The 14,836-nt window shown below is 63.0% G+C and carries 11 protein-coding genes; 6 read left to right on the forward strand and 5 right to left on the reverse strand.

The window, feature by feature from the left end; all coding sequences use genetic code 11:
- From urtC to urtA, 3 genes are all read right to left on the reverse strand, one after another.
- The coding region (gene urtC, locus ASE71_RS00345) for an urea ABC transporter permease subunit UrtC (RefSeq protein WP_060634936.1) at positions 1 to 1,009 on the reverse strand (1,009 nt) is incomplete at its 3' end.
- Positions 1,006 to 2,622 carry an urea ABC transporter permease subunit UrtB gene (gene urtB / locus ASE71_RS00350; protein ID WP_060522007.1) on the reverse strand — a complete coding sequence of 539 codons (1,617 nt, stop codon included), beginning with the start codon at positions 2,620 to 2,622 and terminating at the stop codon, positions 1,006 to 1,008. The genes urtC and urtB, both read right to left, overlap by 4 nt.
- A gap of 170 nt (positions 2,623 to 2,792) precedes the next feature.
- A complete protein-coding gene (gene urtA, locus ASE71_RS00355) occupies positions 2,793 to 4,085 on the reverse strand; it encodes an urea ABC transporter substrate-binding protein (RefSeq protein WP_060522006.1) in 1,293 nt (430 codons plus the stop codon).
- Between the two features lie 326 nt (positions 4,086 to 4,411).
- On the opposite strand from urtA, the gene ASE71_RS00360 reads away from it, so the two are divergent.
- The gene (locus ASE71_RS00360) at positions 4,412 to 5,722 is read left to right on the forward strand and encodes an adenylate/guanylate cyclase domain-containing protein (protein WP_060522005.1); all 1,311 of its coding nucleotides are present in this window, start codon (positions 4,412 to 4,414) and stop codon (positions 5,720 to 5,722) included.
- Here ASE71_RS00360 and ASE71_RS00365 read toward each other — a convergent pair.
- Together ASE71_RS00365 and ASE71_RS00370 are read right to left on the reverse strand one after the other, a co-directional pair.
- Positions 5,709 to 7,643: a DUF5054 domain-containing protein gene (locus ASE71_RS00365; RefSeq protein ID WP_060522004.1), complete on the reverse strand. Its 1,935-nt coding sequence runs from the start codon at positions 7,641 to 7,643 to the stop codon at positions 5,709 to 5,711. The genes ASE71_RS00360 and ASE71_RS00365 overlap by 14 nt on opposite strands.
- A gap of 11 nt (positions 7,644 to 7,654) precedes the next feature.
- Positions 7,655 to 8,695, reverse strand: coding sequence for a LacI family DNA-binding transcriptional regulator (locus tag ASE71_RS00370; protein ID WP_060522003.1), 1,041 nt, complete (start codon positions 8,693 to 8,695; stop codon positions 7,655 to 7,657).
- A gap of 232 nt (positions 8,696 to 8,927) precedes the next feature.
- Between ASE71_RS00370 and ASE71_RS00375 the strand changes: the two genes are divergently transcribed.
- From ASE71_RS00375 to ASE71_RS00395, 5 genes are all read left to right on the forward strand, one after another.
- The gene (locus ASE71_RS00375; RefSeq protein ID WP_029742799.1) at positions 8,928 to 10,289 is read left to right on the forward strand and encodes an extracellular solute-binding protein; all 1,362 of its coding nucleotides are present in this window, start codon (positions 8,928 to 8,930) and stop codon (positions 10,287 to 10,289) included.
- Between the two features lie 116 nt (positions 10,290 to 10,405).
- Complete coding sequence (locus tag ASE71_RS00380; RefSeq protein WP_057251755.1) at positions 10,406 to 11,314, forward strand: carbohydrate ABC transporter permease; 909 nt, start codon at positions 10,406 to 10,408, stop codon at positions 11,312 to 11,314.
- Entirely contained in the window at positions 11,314 to 12,144 is an 831-nt protein-coding gene (locus ASE71_RS00385; RefSeq protein ID WP_060522002.1) for a carbohydrate ABC transporter permease, read from the forward strand. Before ASE71_RS00380 ends, ASE71_RS00385 begins: the two co-directional genes overlap by 1 nt.
- Before the next feature lie 13 nt (positions 12,145 to 12,157).
- Positions 12,158 to 13,261: an ABC transporter ATP-binding protein gene (locus tag ASE71_RS00390; protein ID WP_060522001.1), complete on the forward strand. Its 1,104-nt coding sequence runs from the start codon at positions 12,158 to 12,160 to the stop codon at positions 13,259 to 13,261.
- Between the two features lie 7 nt (positions 13,262 to 13,268).
- On the forward strand, positions 13,269 to 14,672 hold the full coding sequence (locus ASE71_RS00395) for a CehA/McbA family metallohydrolase (RefSeq protein WP_060522000.1): 1,404 nt from the start codon (positions 13,269 to 13,271) through the stop codon (positions 14,670 to 14,672).
- Positions 14,673 to 14,836 lie beyond the last annotated feature (164 nt).

Genomic DNA, 14,836 nt, shown 5'->3' on the forward strand with positions numbered 1-14,836 from the left:
GCGCAAAGAGCCAGAATTCCGGGAACGCTGCCGTGAAGATGCTCTTGCCGCCATTGACGAGAATGGCGCCGACGATCGGGCCGATCAGCGTGCCGCGCCCGCCGACCGCCGTCCAGATCACCACTTCGATCGAATTGCCGGGCTCGAACTCACCGGGATTGATGATGCCGACCTGGGGCACATAGAGTGCGCCGGCAATGCCGGCCATCATCGCCGATAGGGTGAAGGCAAAGAGCTTGATGTGCTCGACCCGGTAGCCGAGGAAGCGCGTCCGGCTTTCCGCGTCGCGGACTGCCACGAGCACCTTGCCGTACTTGGAACGCACGATCGCCGACGTCAGGATCAGGCAGAGCGCCAGCATCAGCGCCGAGGCAGCGAACAAGGCGGCGCGCGTGCCGTTAGCCTGGATGTTGAAGCCGAGGATGTCCTTGAAGTCGGTGAGGCCGTTGTTGCCGCCGAAGCCCATGTCGTTGCGGAAGAACGCAAGCAGCAGCGCGTAGGTCATCGCCTGAGTGATGATCGAGAGATAGACGCCGTTGACCCGCGAGCGGAAGGCGAACCAGCCGAAGACGAAGGCGAGCAGCCCCGGGACAAGTACCACCATGAGCGCGGCAAACCAGAACATGTCGAAGCCATGCCAGAACCACGGCAGCTCCTTCCAGTTGAGGAACACCATGAAATCCGGCAGCAGCGGGTTACCATAGGAGCCGCGCGCCCCGATCTGGCGCATCAGGTACATGCCCATGGCGTAACCGCCGAGCGCGAAGAAAGCCGCATGCCCGAGAGAAAGGATGCCGCAGAAACCCCAGACGAGATCGAGCGCCAGCGCCAGCAGCGCATAGGTCAGGTACTTGCCGAACAGCGACACAAGATAGGTCGGCACGTGCAGTGGATGATCGGGCGCGGTCAAAAGGTTGAGCGCCGGGACAAGCATGGCGAGGCCGACAAGGATCGCAACGGCGATCAGAATGCTGCGGTCGAACGACCGCATCAGAAATGACGTGATCATGCTTCCACCGCCCTTCCCTTGAGCGCGAAGAGGCCGCGCGGTTTCTTCTGGATGAAGAGGATGATCAGCACCAGCACGAGGATTTTGCCGAGCACCGCGCCGGCATAGGGTTCCAGGAACTTGTTGAGGATGCCGAGCGAGAAGGCGCCGACGAGCGTGCCCCAGAGATTGCCGACGCCGCCGAAGACGACGACCATGAAGCTGTCGATGATGTAGCCCTGGCCGAGATTGGGCGAGACGTTGTCGATCTGCGAGAGCGCCACGCCCGCCATGCCGGCGATGCCGGAGCCGAGCGCGAAGGTGAGCGCGTCCACCCAGGGGGTGCGGATGCCCATCGACGACGCCATGCGCCGGTTCTGGGTTACGGCCCGCATCTTAAGGCCCATCGACGTCCTCTTGAGCAGGAACAGCAGCGCCGCAAATACCGCCAGCGCGAAAACGATGATCCACAGGCGGTTCCAGGTGATGGTCAGCCCGCCAAACTCGAAGGCGCCGGACATCCACGAGGGATTGCCGACCTCTCGATTGGTCGGCCCGAAGATCGAGCGCACCGCCTGCTGCAGGATCAGCGAGATGCCCCAGGTGGCAAGCAGCGTTTCGAGCGGTCGCCCGTAGAGAAAGCGGATGACGCCGCGCTCGATTGCAAGGCCAACCGCGCCGGTCACGAGAAAGGCGAGCGGCAGCGCGATCGCCAGCGACCAGTCGAAGAGGTCAGGATAGGAATTGCGCACCACCTCCTGCACCAGGAAGGTCGTGTAGGCGCCGAGCATGACCATCTCGCCATGGGCCATGTTGATGATGCCCATGACGCCGAAGGTGATGGCAAGGCCGATCGCCGCCAGCAAGAGGACCGAGCCGAGCGACAGGCCGTACCAAATGTTCTGGCCGGCGCTCCAGAAGGCCTGGGTCTGCTCGATCCGGGCGATCGCCGCCGCGATATCGGGTTTAAGGGAAGCATCGGCTGTGGCCAGAGCGGAGGTCAGAACGGCAAGGCCGTTTCGCCCGTTACCTTCGGCAAGCAGCGCGATCGCCTGACGCTTCTGATCGTCCGGGCGATCCGAGACGAGCAGCGTCACCGCGCGGGCCTCATCGAGAACCTTGCGCACGGTCCCGTCTTTCTCGGCCGCGATCGCCGTTTCGATCGCCTCGAGCGCATCGGCATTCGGCGTCTGCAGCATGGATTGCGCCGCCTTTATGCGCGCACTGGTATCGTCGCTGAAGAGCGTGAGACCTCCGAGCGCGCTGCGAACCGCGCGACGCACCGCATTGTTGACCTTGACCTTCTGCATCGCCGCCTTCGGTGCCGCTCCGGCGTCAGCCCCGGTCACGGGATCGACGAGCAGCAGGTCTGCGCCCTGCGCCTTGACCAGAAAGACCTTGCCGTCGGACTTGCGCTGATAAAGTTCCCCCTCGCCCAGCGCCTCAAGCACCGGAATGACCTTCGCGTCGCCGGTCTTGGCCAGCGCCGTTATGTGGTCGTCCATTTCGGAAAGCTTAGCGCTGCCCAGCTGATCGATCAGCGGGCCGAGGTCTTCGGCTGCGCGAGAACCGACCACATGGGCCGATATCACCAGACACAGCGCAACGAACAGGATCTGCAGAATTCGGTACATGGCCCCCTCATCCGGGTCGGTCATGCGGCGCATGCACAAACCCGTCATAGCCCAAGCAAGCTCCCTTCGCTCGTGCGCGCCGCCGAACGAAGGGCATGCTTGCCTCAAGTTTTCGTCATGCAATCACTGTCCGGGCGGCAAGCCGCCCGGTCTATGACTAGGTGATGAAATCAGGAACCCTTGCCGCCGCACTTGCCGGTGGCGACGTTGAAGTTGCCGCAGGACATCGGCGCGCGCCAATCGGAGATCAGGTCCTTGGAGTCCGGCAGATAATCGGACCATTCGTCGCCGACGACGAGGCCGGGTGTTTCCCAGACGGTCTCGAACTGGCCGTCGCCCTGGATCTCGCCGATCAGCACCGGCTTGGTAATGTGGTGGTTCGGCATCATCGTCGAGTAGCCGCCCGAAAGATTGGGGACGGAGACGCCGATCATCGCGTCGAGAACGGCGTCCGTATCGGTCGTGCCGGCCTTTTCGACCGCCTTCAGCCACATGTTGAAGCCGATGTAATGCGCTTCCATCGGATCGTTGGTCACGCGCTTGTCGTTCTTGGTATAGGCCTTCCAGGTCTTGATGAACTCGGCATTGGCGGGTGTGTCGACCGACTGGAAATAGTTCCAGGCCGCCAGATGCCCCACGAGCGGCGTGGTATCGAGCCCGGCGAGTTCCTCTTCGCCGACCGAGAAGGCGACGACCGGAATATCCTCCGCCTTGACGCCCTGGTTCGCCAGTTCCTTGTAGAACGGCACGTTGGCGTCGCCATTGATGGTCGAGACCACGGCGGTCTTCTTGCCGGCCGAGCCGAACTTCTTGATGTCAGAAACGATGGTCTGCCAATCGGAATGACCGAAGGGCGTGTAGTTGATCATGATGTCCTCGGGCTTCACGCCCTTGGAGATCAGATAAGCTTCGAGGATCTTGTTGGTCGTGCGCGGATAGACATAGTCGGTGCCCGCGAGCACCCAACGCTCGACGCTCTCGTTTTCCATCAGATAGTCGACGGCCGGGATCGCCTGCTGGTTCGGCGCCGCCCCGGTGTAGAAGACGTTGCGCTGGCTTTCCTCGCCCTCATACTGGACGGGATAGAAAAGGATCGAGTTCAACTCCTCGAACACCGGCAGAACCGACTTGCGCGATACCGAGGTCCAGCAGCCGAAGACCGCCGAGACTTTGTCGACCGAAACCAGTTCGCGCGCCTTTTCAGCAAAGAGCGGCCAGTCGGACGCGGGATCGACGACGACGGCCTCGAGCTTCTTGCCGAGCAGGCCGCCCTTCTTGTTCTGCTCGTCGATCAGCATCAGCATGGCGTCCTTCAGCGTCGTCTCGGAGATCGCCATGGTGCCGGAAAGCGAATGCAGGATGCCGACCTTGATCGTGTCGTCAGCGGCGAAAGCGCCGCTGAAAGCCGTCGTCGACAGGATGGCGGCTAGGAATGCGCCGGTCACGCTTGTCTTGATAGTCATCTGATGGAACCCCTCTCGTTCTGGAGCAACTGGCCTTTCGGTGCTTCTGGCCGCTGCTTAAGGGGATCATCGGACAGCCACGCTGCACTGCACATACGTCATTCTACGTAGGCGCCGGGGGCAAAGAGGAACGCGATTGATGACCTGGTCGCGGGCGGCTGCAGCGCAGCGATGGTATCTTTCTTGACCTTCCCATCGTTGGAAGCCCTAGAACCTAATCTGGCCGCAGGTCAGCGGGCTTGCGGCCACGCCACATATTCGACGCGAATCGACTGGTAGCAGAGCGGCTATCGCCGGCCGTCGACGCAGGGGGAATGCCGAAAGACATGACGTCCTCACTTCATCCGCATTGGGATACGGCCCGGGAGAAGCGTTCGCTCACCCTGCGCTTCGTTGCTTTCGCAATCCTGCTGGCAAGTCTGCTGCTCGGCGGCAACGCGGGCGCGGAACGCATGCACGCGGTCGTTGTCGTCAGCTATCTCGCCATCAGCGTGGCGTCGGTGGCAACGGCGCGCTATCTGCCCGGCCGCTCCTGGCTGACGACCCTCTTCGTCGTTCTCGATGCGCTCTTGGTCGCGCTGCTGCTCTACGCCCATATTCTGGCCGGCCCGGTGACAGCGAACCACAATCTGACGACGACCAGCCTCGTCGTCGCCTTCATCCTGCTCGTCCATGTCGGACTCAAGCTGGAGCGACGCCTGGTCCTCCTCTTTTCCGCCATCGTGCTCATAGCCTGGGTGACGATGTTGGCGATGACGGCTGCAAGGCATGATGCCTCCGGACCGCTTTCGCTGCTCGGGGCATTCTTCAATCAGGATCTCGGCCTGACCGTGAGCTTCGGCTTCACCGCCTTTGCCATCTATCTTCTTGCGCGCGACCACGACCGGACGCGCAAGGAAGCCTTGAAGGCCGACCAGCGGCGACAAAATCTCTCGCGCTTCTTCTCGCCGCTAGTCGTTTCCGCCCTGCAGGAGAAAGGCGATGTGCTCGGGCTGGAGCGACGCAGCGCCGCGATCATGTTCGTGGACCTGCGTGATTTCACCCGTTTTGCCGAGGCGGCACCGGCGCCTGAGCTCGCCTTCGTGCTCGCCGAATATCGCCAACTCGTCTCGCAGACGATCTTCGAACACGGCGGCACCGTCGACAAGTTCATCGGCGATGGGGTGATGGCGGTCTTCGGCCAGCCGAGACCGAAGGAAGACGACGCCGACAGGGCACTTGCCTGCGCGCTCGATCTCGTCGACATCCTCACGGACTGGAAGAACCACAACGCGCGCAACAACCACCCGGCCCTCGATGCCGGCATCGGCCTGCACTATGGCACGGTCGTCGGCGGCGTTCTCGACAGCGGCTGCCACAGCGAGTTCACCGTCATCGGCGACGCCGTCAACGTGGCCCAGCGCCTGGAATCCATGACCAAGACGCTGCAGGTGCCGCTCGTCGTCTCCGCCTCGTTGATGTGCCGGCTTCAAGCTCCAGCACCTGAAGCCGCATGGATATCGCACGAGGCGGTCGTGCTGCCAGGTCGTCGCCTTCCGGTCGACATCTGGTGTCTTCACCGGGAGACCGGCTCAGCCCACCCGAACGAGGACGAGCCTTCCGTCGCTCCGCAGCCGCTGACGATCACCGACCGCTGAAGCTAAGCTTGAAGCGCGTGGTGAAATCACCGCCCCACCACATGGGGAAGTTGGTGCCCCATTTGTTGTTGTGGATGTTGAAGCGGACACCGGCGGAATAGTCAGGCAGGTCCTTGCAGAAGGCCATGAACGGCCAGGACTGCGGCGCCACCAGCGGCGTGTCGAGGTTTTCGACCATCAGCTCGACGCCCGGTTCCGAGCGCCCCCTCACCGCCGTGACCGCCTGCAGCTGTGCACCGCCCGCGCGGGCGAAATTGTCGGTGGCGTGCCAGTGCCCCATCTTGCACACATCCCAGGCGGAACGTCCCTCGGGCGTGAACGACAGAAAACTCGCTTCCGGCATACGGTTGGCGTTCTTGCCATAGAGGGACAGCCGGACATCGAGCCCGTCCTTGCCGGCGGAAAATTCGATGGCGATTTCGGCAGGCGCGCCCAATTGCTCCACCGCTTCTGCCGGCATGACTGCAAGGACGGATGTTGCGGTCGTGCCGTAGAGCTTGGGCGCGTAGGCCTGCGAGCGCGCTTCCGCAACCTTCGCAAGCCCGGGCTTGTCGTGGTCGAGCACCGCCCAATCCATCCAATGTGTAAGGTACGTATCCATGTGGCGGCAAACGTCGCCGGCGTCATAGCTTTCGTAGCGATAGGCGATCAGCGAACCGTTGGCGCCACGGACCGTCCGACCGTCGGGCGCAGTCAGCGCGGAAACGTCGCCGGTTACCGGATCAAGCTCGATGATCCAGCCGCCGACATCGAGCCGCGTAGCAGCCTCGGTCGCCTCGGGCCGTGATGGAACGGCAATCTCGGCAAGGGCCGCCTCGGCGCGGACCGCATCCTCGCCGTCCAGCTCTGCAACCGCCTGGTCGAGATAGGCCCGCTGCTCCGCCCAGGACGCTTCGGTATAGTGGAAGCGAGGATCAGTCTTTCGCGCCGCCTCGAAGGCGGGGCGTGCCCAGGCCTTCTCGTCGCGCAGGAAGGATTTGATGTCGACGCCGCAGGTGTGTTCGGCGACCAGCGCCAGCTTGCGGCCGAAGGCCTGGCGGCTTGTGGTCATCCGCTCGCCGGCAAATTGGTCGTAAAGCCGCTGCAGCGCCAGATAGCGGGCGATCTTTTCCGGATCGGTGCCGCTGCCGTGGATCCAGCTGTCGCCGAGTTCCTTTTCCACCACCGGGAAACGCTCGCGCGCCTCCCAAATAAGCTTGCCGTAGTCCTCCAGTGTCGCCGCGCGCACGGCGGCACCTGGCTCGTGTTTCAGGATCTCGCGATAGGCTTCGGCCGTCTGCGACACGCTCTGCGGGCCGATGTTGTCGCTGGTATGGGCGAAGCTCAAGCCGTCGGAGAGACCCTCGGGGAAATAGGTCTCGCCATAGGAGCGCTGGTACATGACGACGATTTCCTCGCCGCCCGCCGCTCGCCAGCGAAAAATATCCGGGATTTCCGGCGGCGGCGAAGCGGAGTTCACGCCGATATGCAGGAAGCGCACGCCGGCTTCGGCCAGCAGCGGCACCATGCCGAGCGTATGGCCGGGCACATCGGTCATCTTGGCGGCGATCGTCTTCAGACCGAAGCGATGGTCCAGCTCCTGCGCATAGGAAAGCCCCGCCTTGAAAAGATCCGGCGACATCAGCTCCGTATGGGTGGTGAAGGGCAGCGCGTGCCAGCGGATCAGGCCGCGCTCGATCGCCTGCTCAAGGCGGGCGACCTCTTCCTTCGAGCGAGAATTCAGGTGATCCCAGATCAGCCAGGCGCCCGTCGTCCAGACGAACAGCGGCTCGTGCGGGTTCTCGTTGTAGAAGTGCGCGCCGGTCTCGATCGCCTGCGGGATGAAGCGCTCGTGATACTGCTTTCGGATCTTCTCGGCGTGATCGGTAAAGCCGATGTCGAGATGGGTCTTGAAGACGACGTGGATGCGTTTTTCGGTCATGTTCGCTACCTTCAGCCGACGGTGCCCCGCACGATCAGGCGGGTGTTGAGTGTCTCGGTAAACGGCTCGGCATCGGGCGCACGAAGCCGCATCAGGATGAGGCGGACGAGCGCACGCACGCGCTCTTCGAGGTCGATGCGCACGGTGGTGAGGTTGTAGCTCTTCCAGTGCGCCTGCGGGATGTCGTCGAAACCGACGACCTTGACGTCCTCAGGCACGGAAAGCCCGAGATCGTGGCGCAGCGCGTCGATCGCGCCGAAGGCGCCGACGTCATTGGCCGCAAAGATTGCATCGGCACCTTCGCCGATGCGGAACAGATCGAGCGTCGCCTGGTAGGCGGTGTCGTAGGTGTAATCGCCGGCAAGCACGATCGGCGCATCCATGCCGCGCTCCGCGAGCGTCTCCTTCAGTGTGCGCTCGCGCTCGGCATTGGCGAGCGACTGCGCCTTGCCGCCGAGATAGGCGATGCGGCGCGCGCCATAGCCCTGAAGCAGGGCCACCGCCTGCTCGATGCCGTTTTTCTGCCGGACGAGCAGGCGGTCATAGAGCGTACCGGATGCGGCGCCTGCAAACTGCTTCACGTCGTCGTAGATCACGTAGATCGGCACCGCGCGGTCGAGAAAGCCGCAGAGCACATCGGGCAGGATGTTCTCGGTAAAGGCGATCACGGAATCCGGATTGAAGCCGCGCATGTAGGTGAGCAGGCGCGGATCCATGCTGAAATCAGCCTTGGCCTTGAAGAGCAGCGTCGCGAAGCCCTCCGCCTGCAGCGCCGTCGTCAACGCGTCGATCTCCTGGCTCTCCCAGGGGCTGCAAACGTCGGGCACGATCATGCCGACGAGATGCGAGCGACCGGTCACCAGCGAGCGTGCCGCCATGTCGGGCGTGTAGTTCAGCTCCCGCGCCACCTGCAGGATGCGGTCGCGCTTTTCCGGCTTCAGCGACGCATTCGGATTGAAGGCCCGCGAGACCGCCACACGGGAAACATTGGCCTCGCGCGCCACCTGGTCTGCGGTGGCTCGGGCAGCTTTCTTGTCGGCGCGCTCGTTCATCTATCCGTCACAAAATGAAAACGTGTTCATTCACAAAAGAGAGCAACGCGACGATTTCGTCAAGCGGAATAGGTATTCCGCCGATTTTTACCAACGGAACACATGATCCATGTTGACAAAGATGAAAGCGTGTTCATTCTTGACCGTCGTCGAGACGCCGGACCTGGAGGAGGGACGGACTGTCGCAGCCAGACACATAGGTCCTTGAGTGGATCGACCGGGAGGAGAAAACATGCGTACCAGGTTTCATTCCCTATTGCTCGGCGCAGCCGCGGCCATCGCCTTTGCAGCACCAGTGAGCGCCACCGAACTCAACATCACCTGCCGCTGCATCATCGGCGGCGTAAACAGCGGCATGGCCGAGTGGATCGAAAAGAAGGTCATTCCGGCCTTTACCGAGAAGATGAAGGCCGAAGGCAAGGACGTCACCGTCAAGCTCACCCAGTTCGGCGGCGAAGACGAGCAGCTGACGCAGCAGCTCGCGCTCGATTTCTCCACCGGCGCCGGCCCTGACGTCTCCGGCTTCGACGGCTTCCTGATCCCGAGCTTCGTCCAGGGCAATCTCCTGAAGTCGCTCGAGGAAGTGGCCGGCCCAGACGTTCCGAAGTGGGAGGGCTGGCAGCATATCTCCGACGGCACCAAGGCGCTGATGAGCTACCAGGGCAAGCCCTATGGCATCGCGCTCGGCACCGACGCCCGCATGATCTTCGTGCGCAAGGACCTCTTCAAATCGGCTGGGCTCGATGCCGACAGCTGGCAGCCGAAGTCCTGGGATGAGTTGCTCGACGCCGCCCGCAAGATCAAGGCGGCCGCCCCCGACAGCTTCCCGTTGCAGCTCAACGCCGGCGTCTCCATGGGCGAGGCGACCACGATGCAGGGCTACTGGATGGCGCTGCTCGGCACCGGCGAACAGGTCACCGACGACAGCGGCAAATATATCGTTTCGAGCCAGGGCATCCTCGACACGCTGAAGCTCTACAAGACCATCTATGTCGACGACAAGCTCGGCGACCAGCGCGCGCAGCTGCTTGCCGACGGCCGCAACCGCACCTTCGCCAATTTCCGCGATGGCAAGACGGCGATGCTCGTCGAGGGCGACTGGTTCTATCGCTCGGTCACAGCGCCCGGCGCCGAATTCGCCGTCGCCGATCGCGACAACACCATGACCTGGAAGAAGATGCCCGCCGCCGCACCCGGAAAGGGCTTACGCGGCCAGGATTTCGTCACGATGTCCGGCGGCACCGGCTTCGTCATCAATCCGCATACGGACGCGCCTGCCGAATCCTGGGCGCTGCTCTCTTTCATGAACAGCAAGGAGCAGCTCGACGCGTTCCAGGAAATCCAGCCCGCCATCCGCATCCGCGACGACGTGGCGATCCCGAACTCGCCGTTCCTGACGGAAACGGCGACGACCTTGCTGCCGATCACCACGGCCCGTCCGAACGACGCCAATTACAACAAGGTCTCGACCGAGATCCAGCGCATGACCGAAAGCGTCGTTTCCGGCGAGCTCTCGCCTGAGGACGCGATGGCCCAGTACAAGGCGGCCGTCATCGCCATCGTCGGCGAAGAAAACACCGTCAGCACGCTCTAAAGCCAATGCGGGATGTGGCCGCAACGGTGCCCTCATCCCGCTTCGATCCAACGACAGAGCGCCCGGCTGCCATCCGTGGCCGGGCTCCCGATCCAGGATATGGGCATGAAACGCGCATGAAGAAATTCTCCCTGCTTTCGACGCGCGCAGGCGCGCTTTTTCTGGCACCGGCCACGGCCCTCGTCGGGGTCTTCGTCATCGTTCCCTTCTTCTGGGTGATTTTCGTTTCCTTCACCAACCGCACACTGCTCGGCCGCACGGCCGTCGACCCCGATTTCGTCGGCCTGCAGAACTATTTCGCGCTCTTCAATCCGGCGACCTTCTTTACCCGCGGCCAGTTCGGCTTTTCGCTGATCCTGACGATCCAGTTCGTGCTGCTTTCGGCGCTGATCGGCCAGGCGCTGCTCGGGCTGTTGCTCGCCTGGCTCAGCCAGACGGTCACGCCGACGCTCAAATCCTTCCTGCAGACCGCGGTCATCGCCGCCTGGATCTTGCCGGAGGTGGTGATCGGCTTTGCCTGGTTCGCCTTCCTCGACTATGACAACGGCACGCTCAACATGATCCTGCGCGGCCTCGGCTTGCCTCCGGGCGACTGGCTGCTGCAGCAACCGTTCTGGGTGATCGTGTTTTTCAACACCTGGCGGGGCGCCGCCTTCTCTATGATGCTGTTCAACTCGGCCTTCCAGTCGATCCCGCCGAGTTATTTCCAGGCAGCTGATGTCGCGGGCGCCACCTCGTGGCAGAAGCTGCGCGACATTGCGCTGCCGCTGATCCGCGGACATGTCGTCACCGACCTCATCCTCATCACCATGTGGACCTTCAACGTCTTCACGCCGTTCCTGCTCACCCATGGCGGGCCGTCCTATCGCACCGAGATCCTGTCGATCTACACCTACCGCATCGCGTTCAAGGATTTCGAGTTCGGCAAGGGCGCTGCCGTCGGCGTGGTCATCATGCTGATCAATCTCGCCTTCGCGCTCGTCTATCTTCGCCTTGCCCACAAGAAGCCGGTGGAGGCGGAATGATGCAGAAGACTCAGAACATCTTCGTGCGGCGCGCGATCTTTGCCGCCGCCGCCACCTTCCTCGGCACGATCTTCGCACTGCCGCTCGTCTGGTTCATCTTTGCGCCCTTCAATGCCCGTGCCGAACTCGGCCTTGCCATCCCCTCGCCCTTCACGCTTTCGAATTTCGCCACCGTCTTCCAGAACACCTTCGCGATGCAGGCGCTGCTGAACAGCCTCATCCAGGCGGCGGGCGGCGTGGTGCTGGTCGGCGCGGCGGCGACGCTTGCGGCCTATGCCCTCTCGCGCTCACCGATCCCGGGCAAAGGCGCCGTCACCTATATCCTGCTGCTCTTCTCGTCGGTCGTTTCAGGCTCGGCGGCGATGGTGCCGATTTTCCTCATCATCTCCGCGGCAGGCCTGATCGACACCCATCTTGCCGTCATTCTCGTCTTTGCCGGCGGGCTGTTGCCGACAGCGATGTTCATTCTTCGCGATTTCATCGACGCCATCCCGCGCTCCTATGAGGAGAGCGCGATGGTCGCCGGCGCCTCTCCGCTCCAGGCCTTCTTCGATGTGGCGCTGCCGGTCATCCGGCCGGGCATCGTCGTGGTCGTCGTCTGGGCCTTCGTCAACATCTGGAGCAGCTTCCTCATCCCCTTCATCCTGTTGCGCAGCGACAAGCTGATGCCGGCATCCGTCGCCATCTACTCCTTCTATTCGGAGGCCGGCACGCCGATCGTCACGCTGCTGGCCGCCTATTCGCTGATCTATTCGCTCCCCGTCATCGCCCTCTATCTCTTCGTGAATTGGAAATTCGGTTTCCGGTTCTTCGGTGGCATAAAGTCGTAATCGGAAACCCGTCATGGCCTCTGTCGAATTCCAGAACATCTCCAAGACCTTCGGCGCCTTCGTCGCCGTGCCCGACATCAGCTTCCAGATCGCCGACGGCGAGTTCATCTGCCTGCTCGGCCCGTCGGGCTGCGGCAAGACGACGAGCCTGCGCATGATCGCAGGTCTCGAAACGCCAACCTCTGGCCGGGTGATGATCGGCGGCCGCGACGTCACCTACCTGCATCCGAAGGACCGCGGGATTTCCATGGTGTTCCAGGACTACGCACTCTATCCGCACATGAACATCGCCGACAACATCGCCTATCCCTTGAAGGTGCGCGGCGAGCAGGAGACCAAGCGCCACGCCCGCGCCAAGGAAGTGGCCGACGTCCTCAAGATCGGCGACCTGATGAAGCGGCTGCCGAGCCAGATCTCCGGCGGCCAGCAGCAGCGCACGTCGCTGGCACGTGCGCTCGTCTATCCGAGCGAGGTCTATCTTTTCGACGAGCCGCTTTCGAACCTCGATGCCAAGCTGCGGCTCGAAGCGCGGGGCTTTCTCAACCACCTGCAGCGCGACATGGGCATGACCGCCGTCTATGTCACGCACGACCAGGCCGAAGCCATGGCGCTCGCAACCCGCATCGCCGTCATGGACAAGGGCCGGATCGTGCAGTTCGCGGCGCCGATCGAGATCTACCGCCGGCCCGCAACGACCTTCGTCGCCAACTTCGTCGGCAATCCGCCGATGAACCTCGTCCCCGTCGAAGCATCCATCGGCGATGGCGCCCTGCACCTGCGCGCCGATGGCCTGAAGCTCGCACCGATCGCGCTCACCGACGCCATCGCCAAGGCGGCGAAATCAGCCAGGATGACACTCGGTGTCCGCCCCGAACATTTGCGTATCGCGGCCGCAGGCGACCTGAACGTGGTTTCCGGCGAACTCTTCGCCAACGAGAACATGGGGCCGGAGAGCCTCGTCACGTTGGAGCGCGGCGACAACGGTCGCGTCACCGCGCGCATCTTCACCGACGACGAGATCAAGGTCGGAACCTCAGTCCATCTCGCCTTCGACGCCAGGCACATCACCCTCTTCGATGACAGCAGCGCCCGCATTCCCGCGGCAGACGAACGCTGAGGCCGCCATGCAGGAATTTGCCGTGCGCATCACCCGTAAGCATCAGGCGGCCGATCCCTATTTCTATCTGCCCTTCGAGGTGCCCGAAGGTGTAACGCGCATCGACGCGACGCTCAGCTATCCGAAGTCAGAGGCATGCATCATCGATCTCGGCGCGCTTGATCCGCGGGCGACCGAGTATCCGACCGGCCAAGGTTTTCGCGGCTGGAGCGGTGGCGCGCGTGACCGTTTCTTCATCGCCACCGACGACGCCACGCCCGGCTACATTCACGGCGCGATGCCGCCCGGCCAGTGGAAGGTGATGCTCGGCCTCTACAAGATCCCCGAAGAAGGCGCCGAGATTCGCGTGACGGTCGATTTCGACAGAAGTCCGCGCTCCATCGTGCCGCAGCCGGAAAGAACGTTCCCCGTACGCAAACAGTCCGGATGGTATCGCGGCGATCTGCACTGTCACACCTTCCACTCGGATGCGGCTGGCTCGCCCGAACTGCTGCACGCCGCCGCCAAACAGGCCGGTCTCGATTTTCTTGCGGTCGCCGACCACAACACCATCACCCAGCGGCGCTACTTCCATCCGCATTCCTCCGCCGACCTCATCTTCATCCGCGCCATGGAAATCACCACCGCCGTCGGCCACGCCAATGTCTTCGGCGTCGACGATTGGGTCGATTTTCGCATGACGAAGCCGGAACATGCCCACACGCTCGCGAGCATGGTGCATGAGCGCGGCGGCCTGCTCTCGGTCAACCACGACAAGCCGACCATCCCCTGGGACTACGAATTGCCTGAGATCGACTGCATGGAGGTCTGGCAATCCCATTGGCTCGCCTGGAACTGGGTGTCGCTCGAGCGCTACCAGCAGCGCCTCGCCTCAGGCCTGAGGATCTCCGCCATCGGCGGCAGCGATTTCCACCAGCCCGCGCGGCTAATGCCGGAGGGACCGCTGGTGCTCGCCCGCCCGGCGACGGTGCTCTGGCTCGATGAACTCTCCGAAGACGCCGTGCTCGCCACGATGAGATCGGGCCACGGCTACGTGACGGAAAGCCCCACCGGCCCGCATCTCGAACTGATCGCCAACGGCCAACCGATGGGATCGACCGTGGTTGGCCCAGTGACCGCAGAGGCCTTGGTTCGCGGCGCCAAGGGCGACCGGCTGCTGTGGCTCGACGCTTCCGGCATCGTCGGTGAAGAGACCATCGAAGCTGACGACTGGACCGCCCACTATGCCGGTTCGCCCGATCGGTTCCTGCGGACCGAAATCGCCGCGGCCGCCAACCGGAGCGCGATCGTCGAGACATTCCGGGAGGCCCTCCACGGCAAAAATTTGCCCTGGGCGCTCTCGGAGGACGATCTCTCGAAACAGACGATCCGCCGGGCCATCAGCAATCCGATCTATTGCCGGCCCAACTGACGGCCGCTGCACTCCGCAACTGATCTCATTCTCAAAGTATGGGGCATCCGATTTCGGCACGCTCATATTTTCCGCTTTACCGACACATTTTACGATTGCAGCAATTTTAAGCAGAAAATTTCCGTGCTAAGAAAAAAGGCAGAGACCCCCGCGACAGCACGTTA

The organism is Ensifer sp. Root954, from assembly GCF_001429005.1.
Lineage (GTDB): Bacteria > Pseudomonadota > Alphaproteobacteria > Rhizobiales > Rhizobiaceae > Ensifer > Ensifer adhaerens.

What these genes read in the sequence shown, in the direction of transcription:
- ASE71_RS00380 (WP_057251755.1), top strand. Translation starts at nt 10,406, where the DNA reads ATGAAGAAATTCTCCCTGCTTTCGACGCGCGCAGGCGCGCTTTTTCTG.
- urtB (WP_060522007.1), bottom strand. Translation starts at nt 2,622, where the DNA reads ATGTACCGAATTCTGCAGATCCTGTTCGTTGCGCTGTGTCTGGTGATA.
- ASE71_RS00375 (WP_029742799.1), top strand. Translation starts at nt 8,928, where the DNA reads ATGCGTACCAGGTTTCATTCCCTATTGCTCGGCGCAGCCGCGGCCATC.
- ASE71_RS00370 (WP_060522003.1), bottom strand. Translation starts at nt 8,695, where the DNA reads ATGAACGAGCGCGCCGACAAGAAAGCTGCCCGAGCCACCGCAGACCAG.
- urtA (WP_060522006.1), bottom strand. Translation starts at nt 4,085, where the DNA reads ATGACTATCAAGACAAGCGTGACCGGCGCATTCCTAGCCGCCATCCTG.
- ASE71_RS00365 (WP_060522004.1), bottom strand. Translation starts at nt 7,643, where the DNA reads ATGACCGAAAAACGCATCCACGTCGTCTTCAAGACCCATCTCGACATC.
- ASE71_RS00360 (WP_060522005.1), top strand. Translation starts at nt 4,412, where the DNA reads ATGACGTCCTCACTTCATCCGCATTGGGATACGGCCCGGGAGAAGCGT.
- ASE71_RS00385 (WP_060522002.1), top strand. Translation starts at nt 11,314, where the DNA reads ATGCAGAAGACTCAGAACATCTTCGTGCGGCGCGCGATCTTTGCCGCC.
- ASE71_RS00395 (WP_060522000.1), top strand. Translation starts at nt 13,269, where the DNA reads ATGCAGGAATTTGCCGTGCGCATCACCCGTAAGCATCAGGCGGCCGAT.
- ASE71_RS00390 (WP_060522001.1), top strand. Translation starts at nt 12,158, where the DNA reads ATGGCCTCTGTCGAATTCCAGAACATCTCCAAGACCTTCGGCGCCTTC.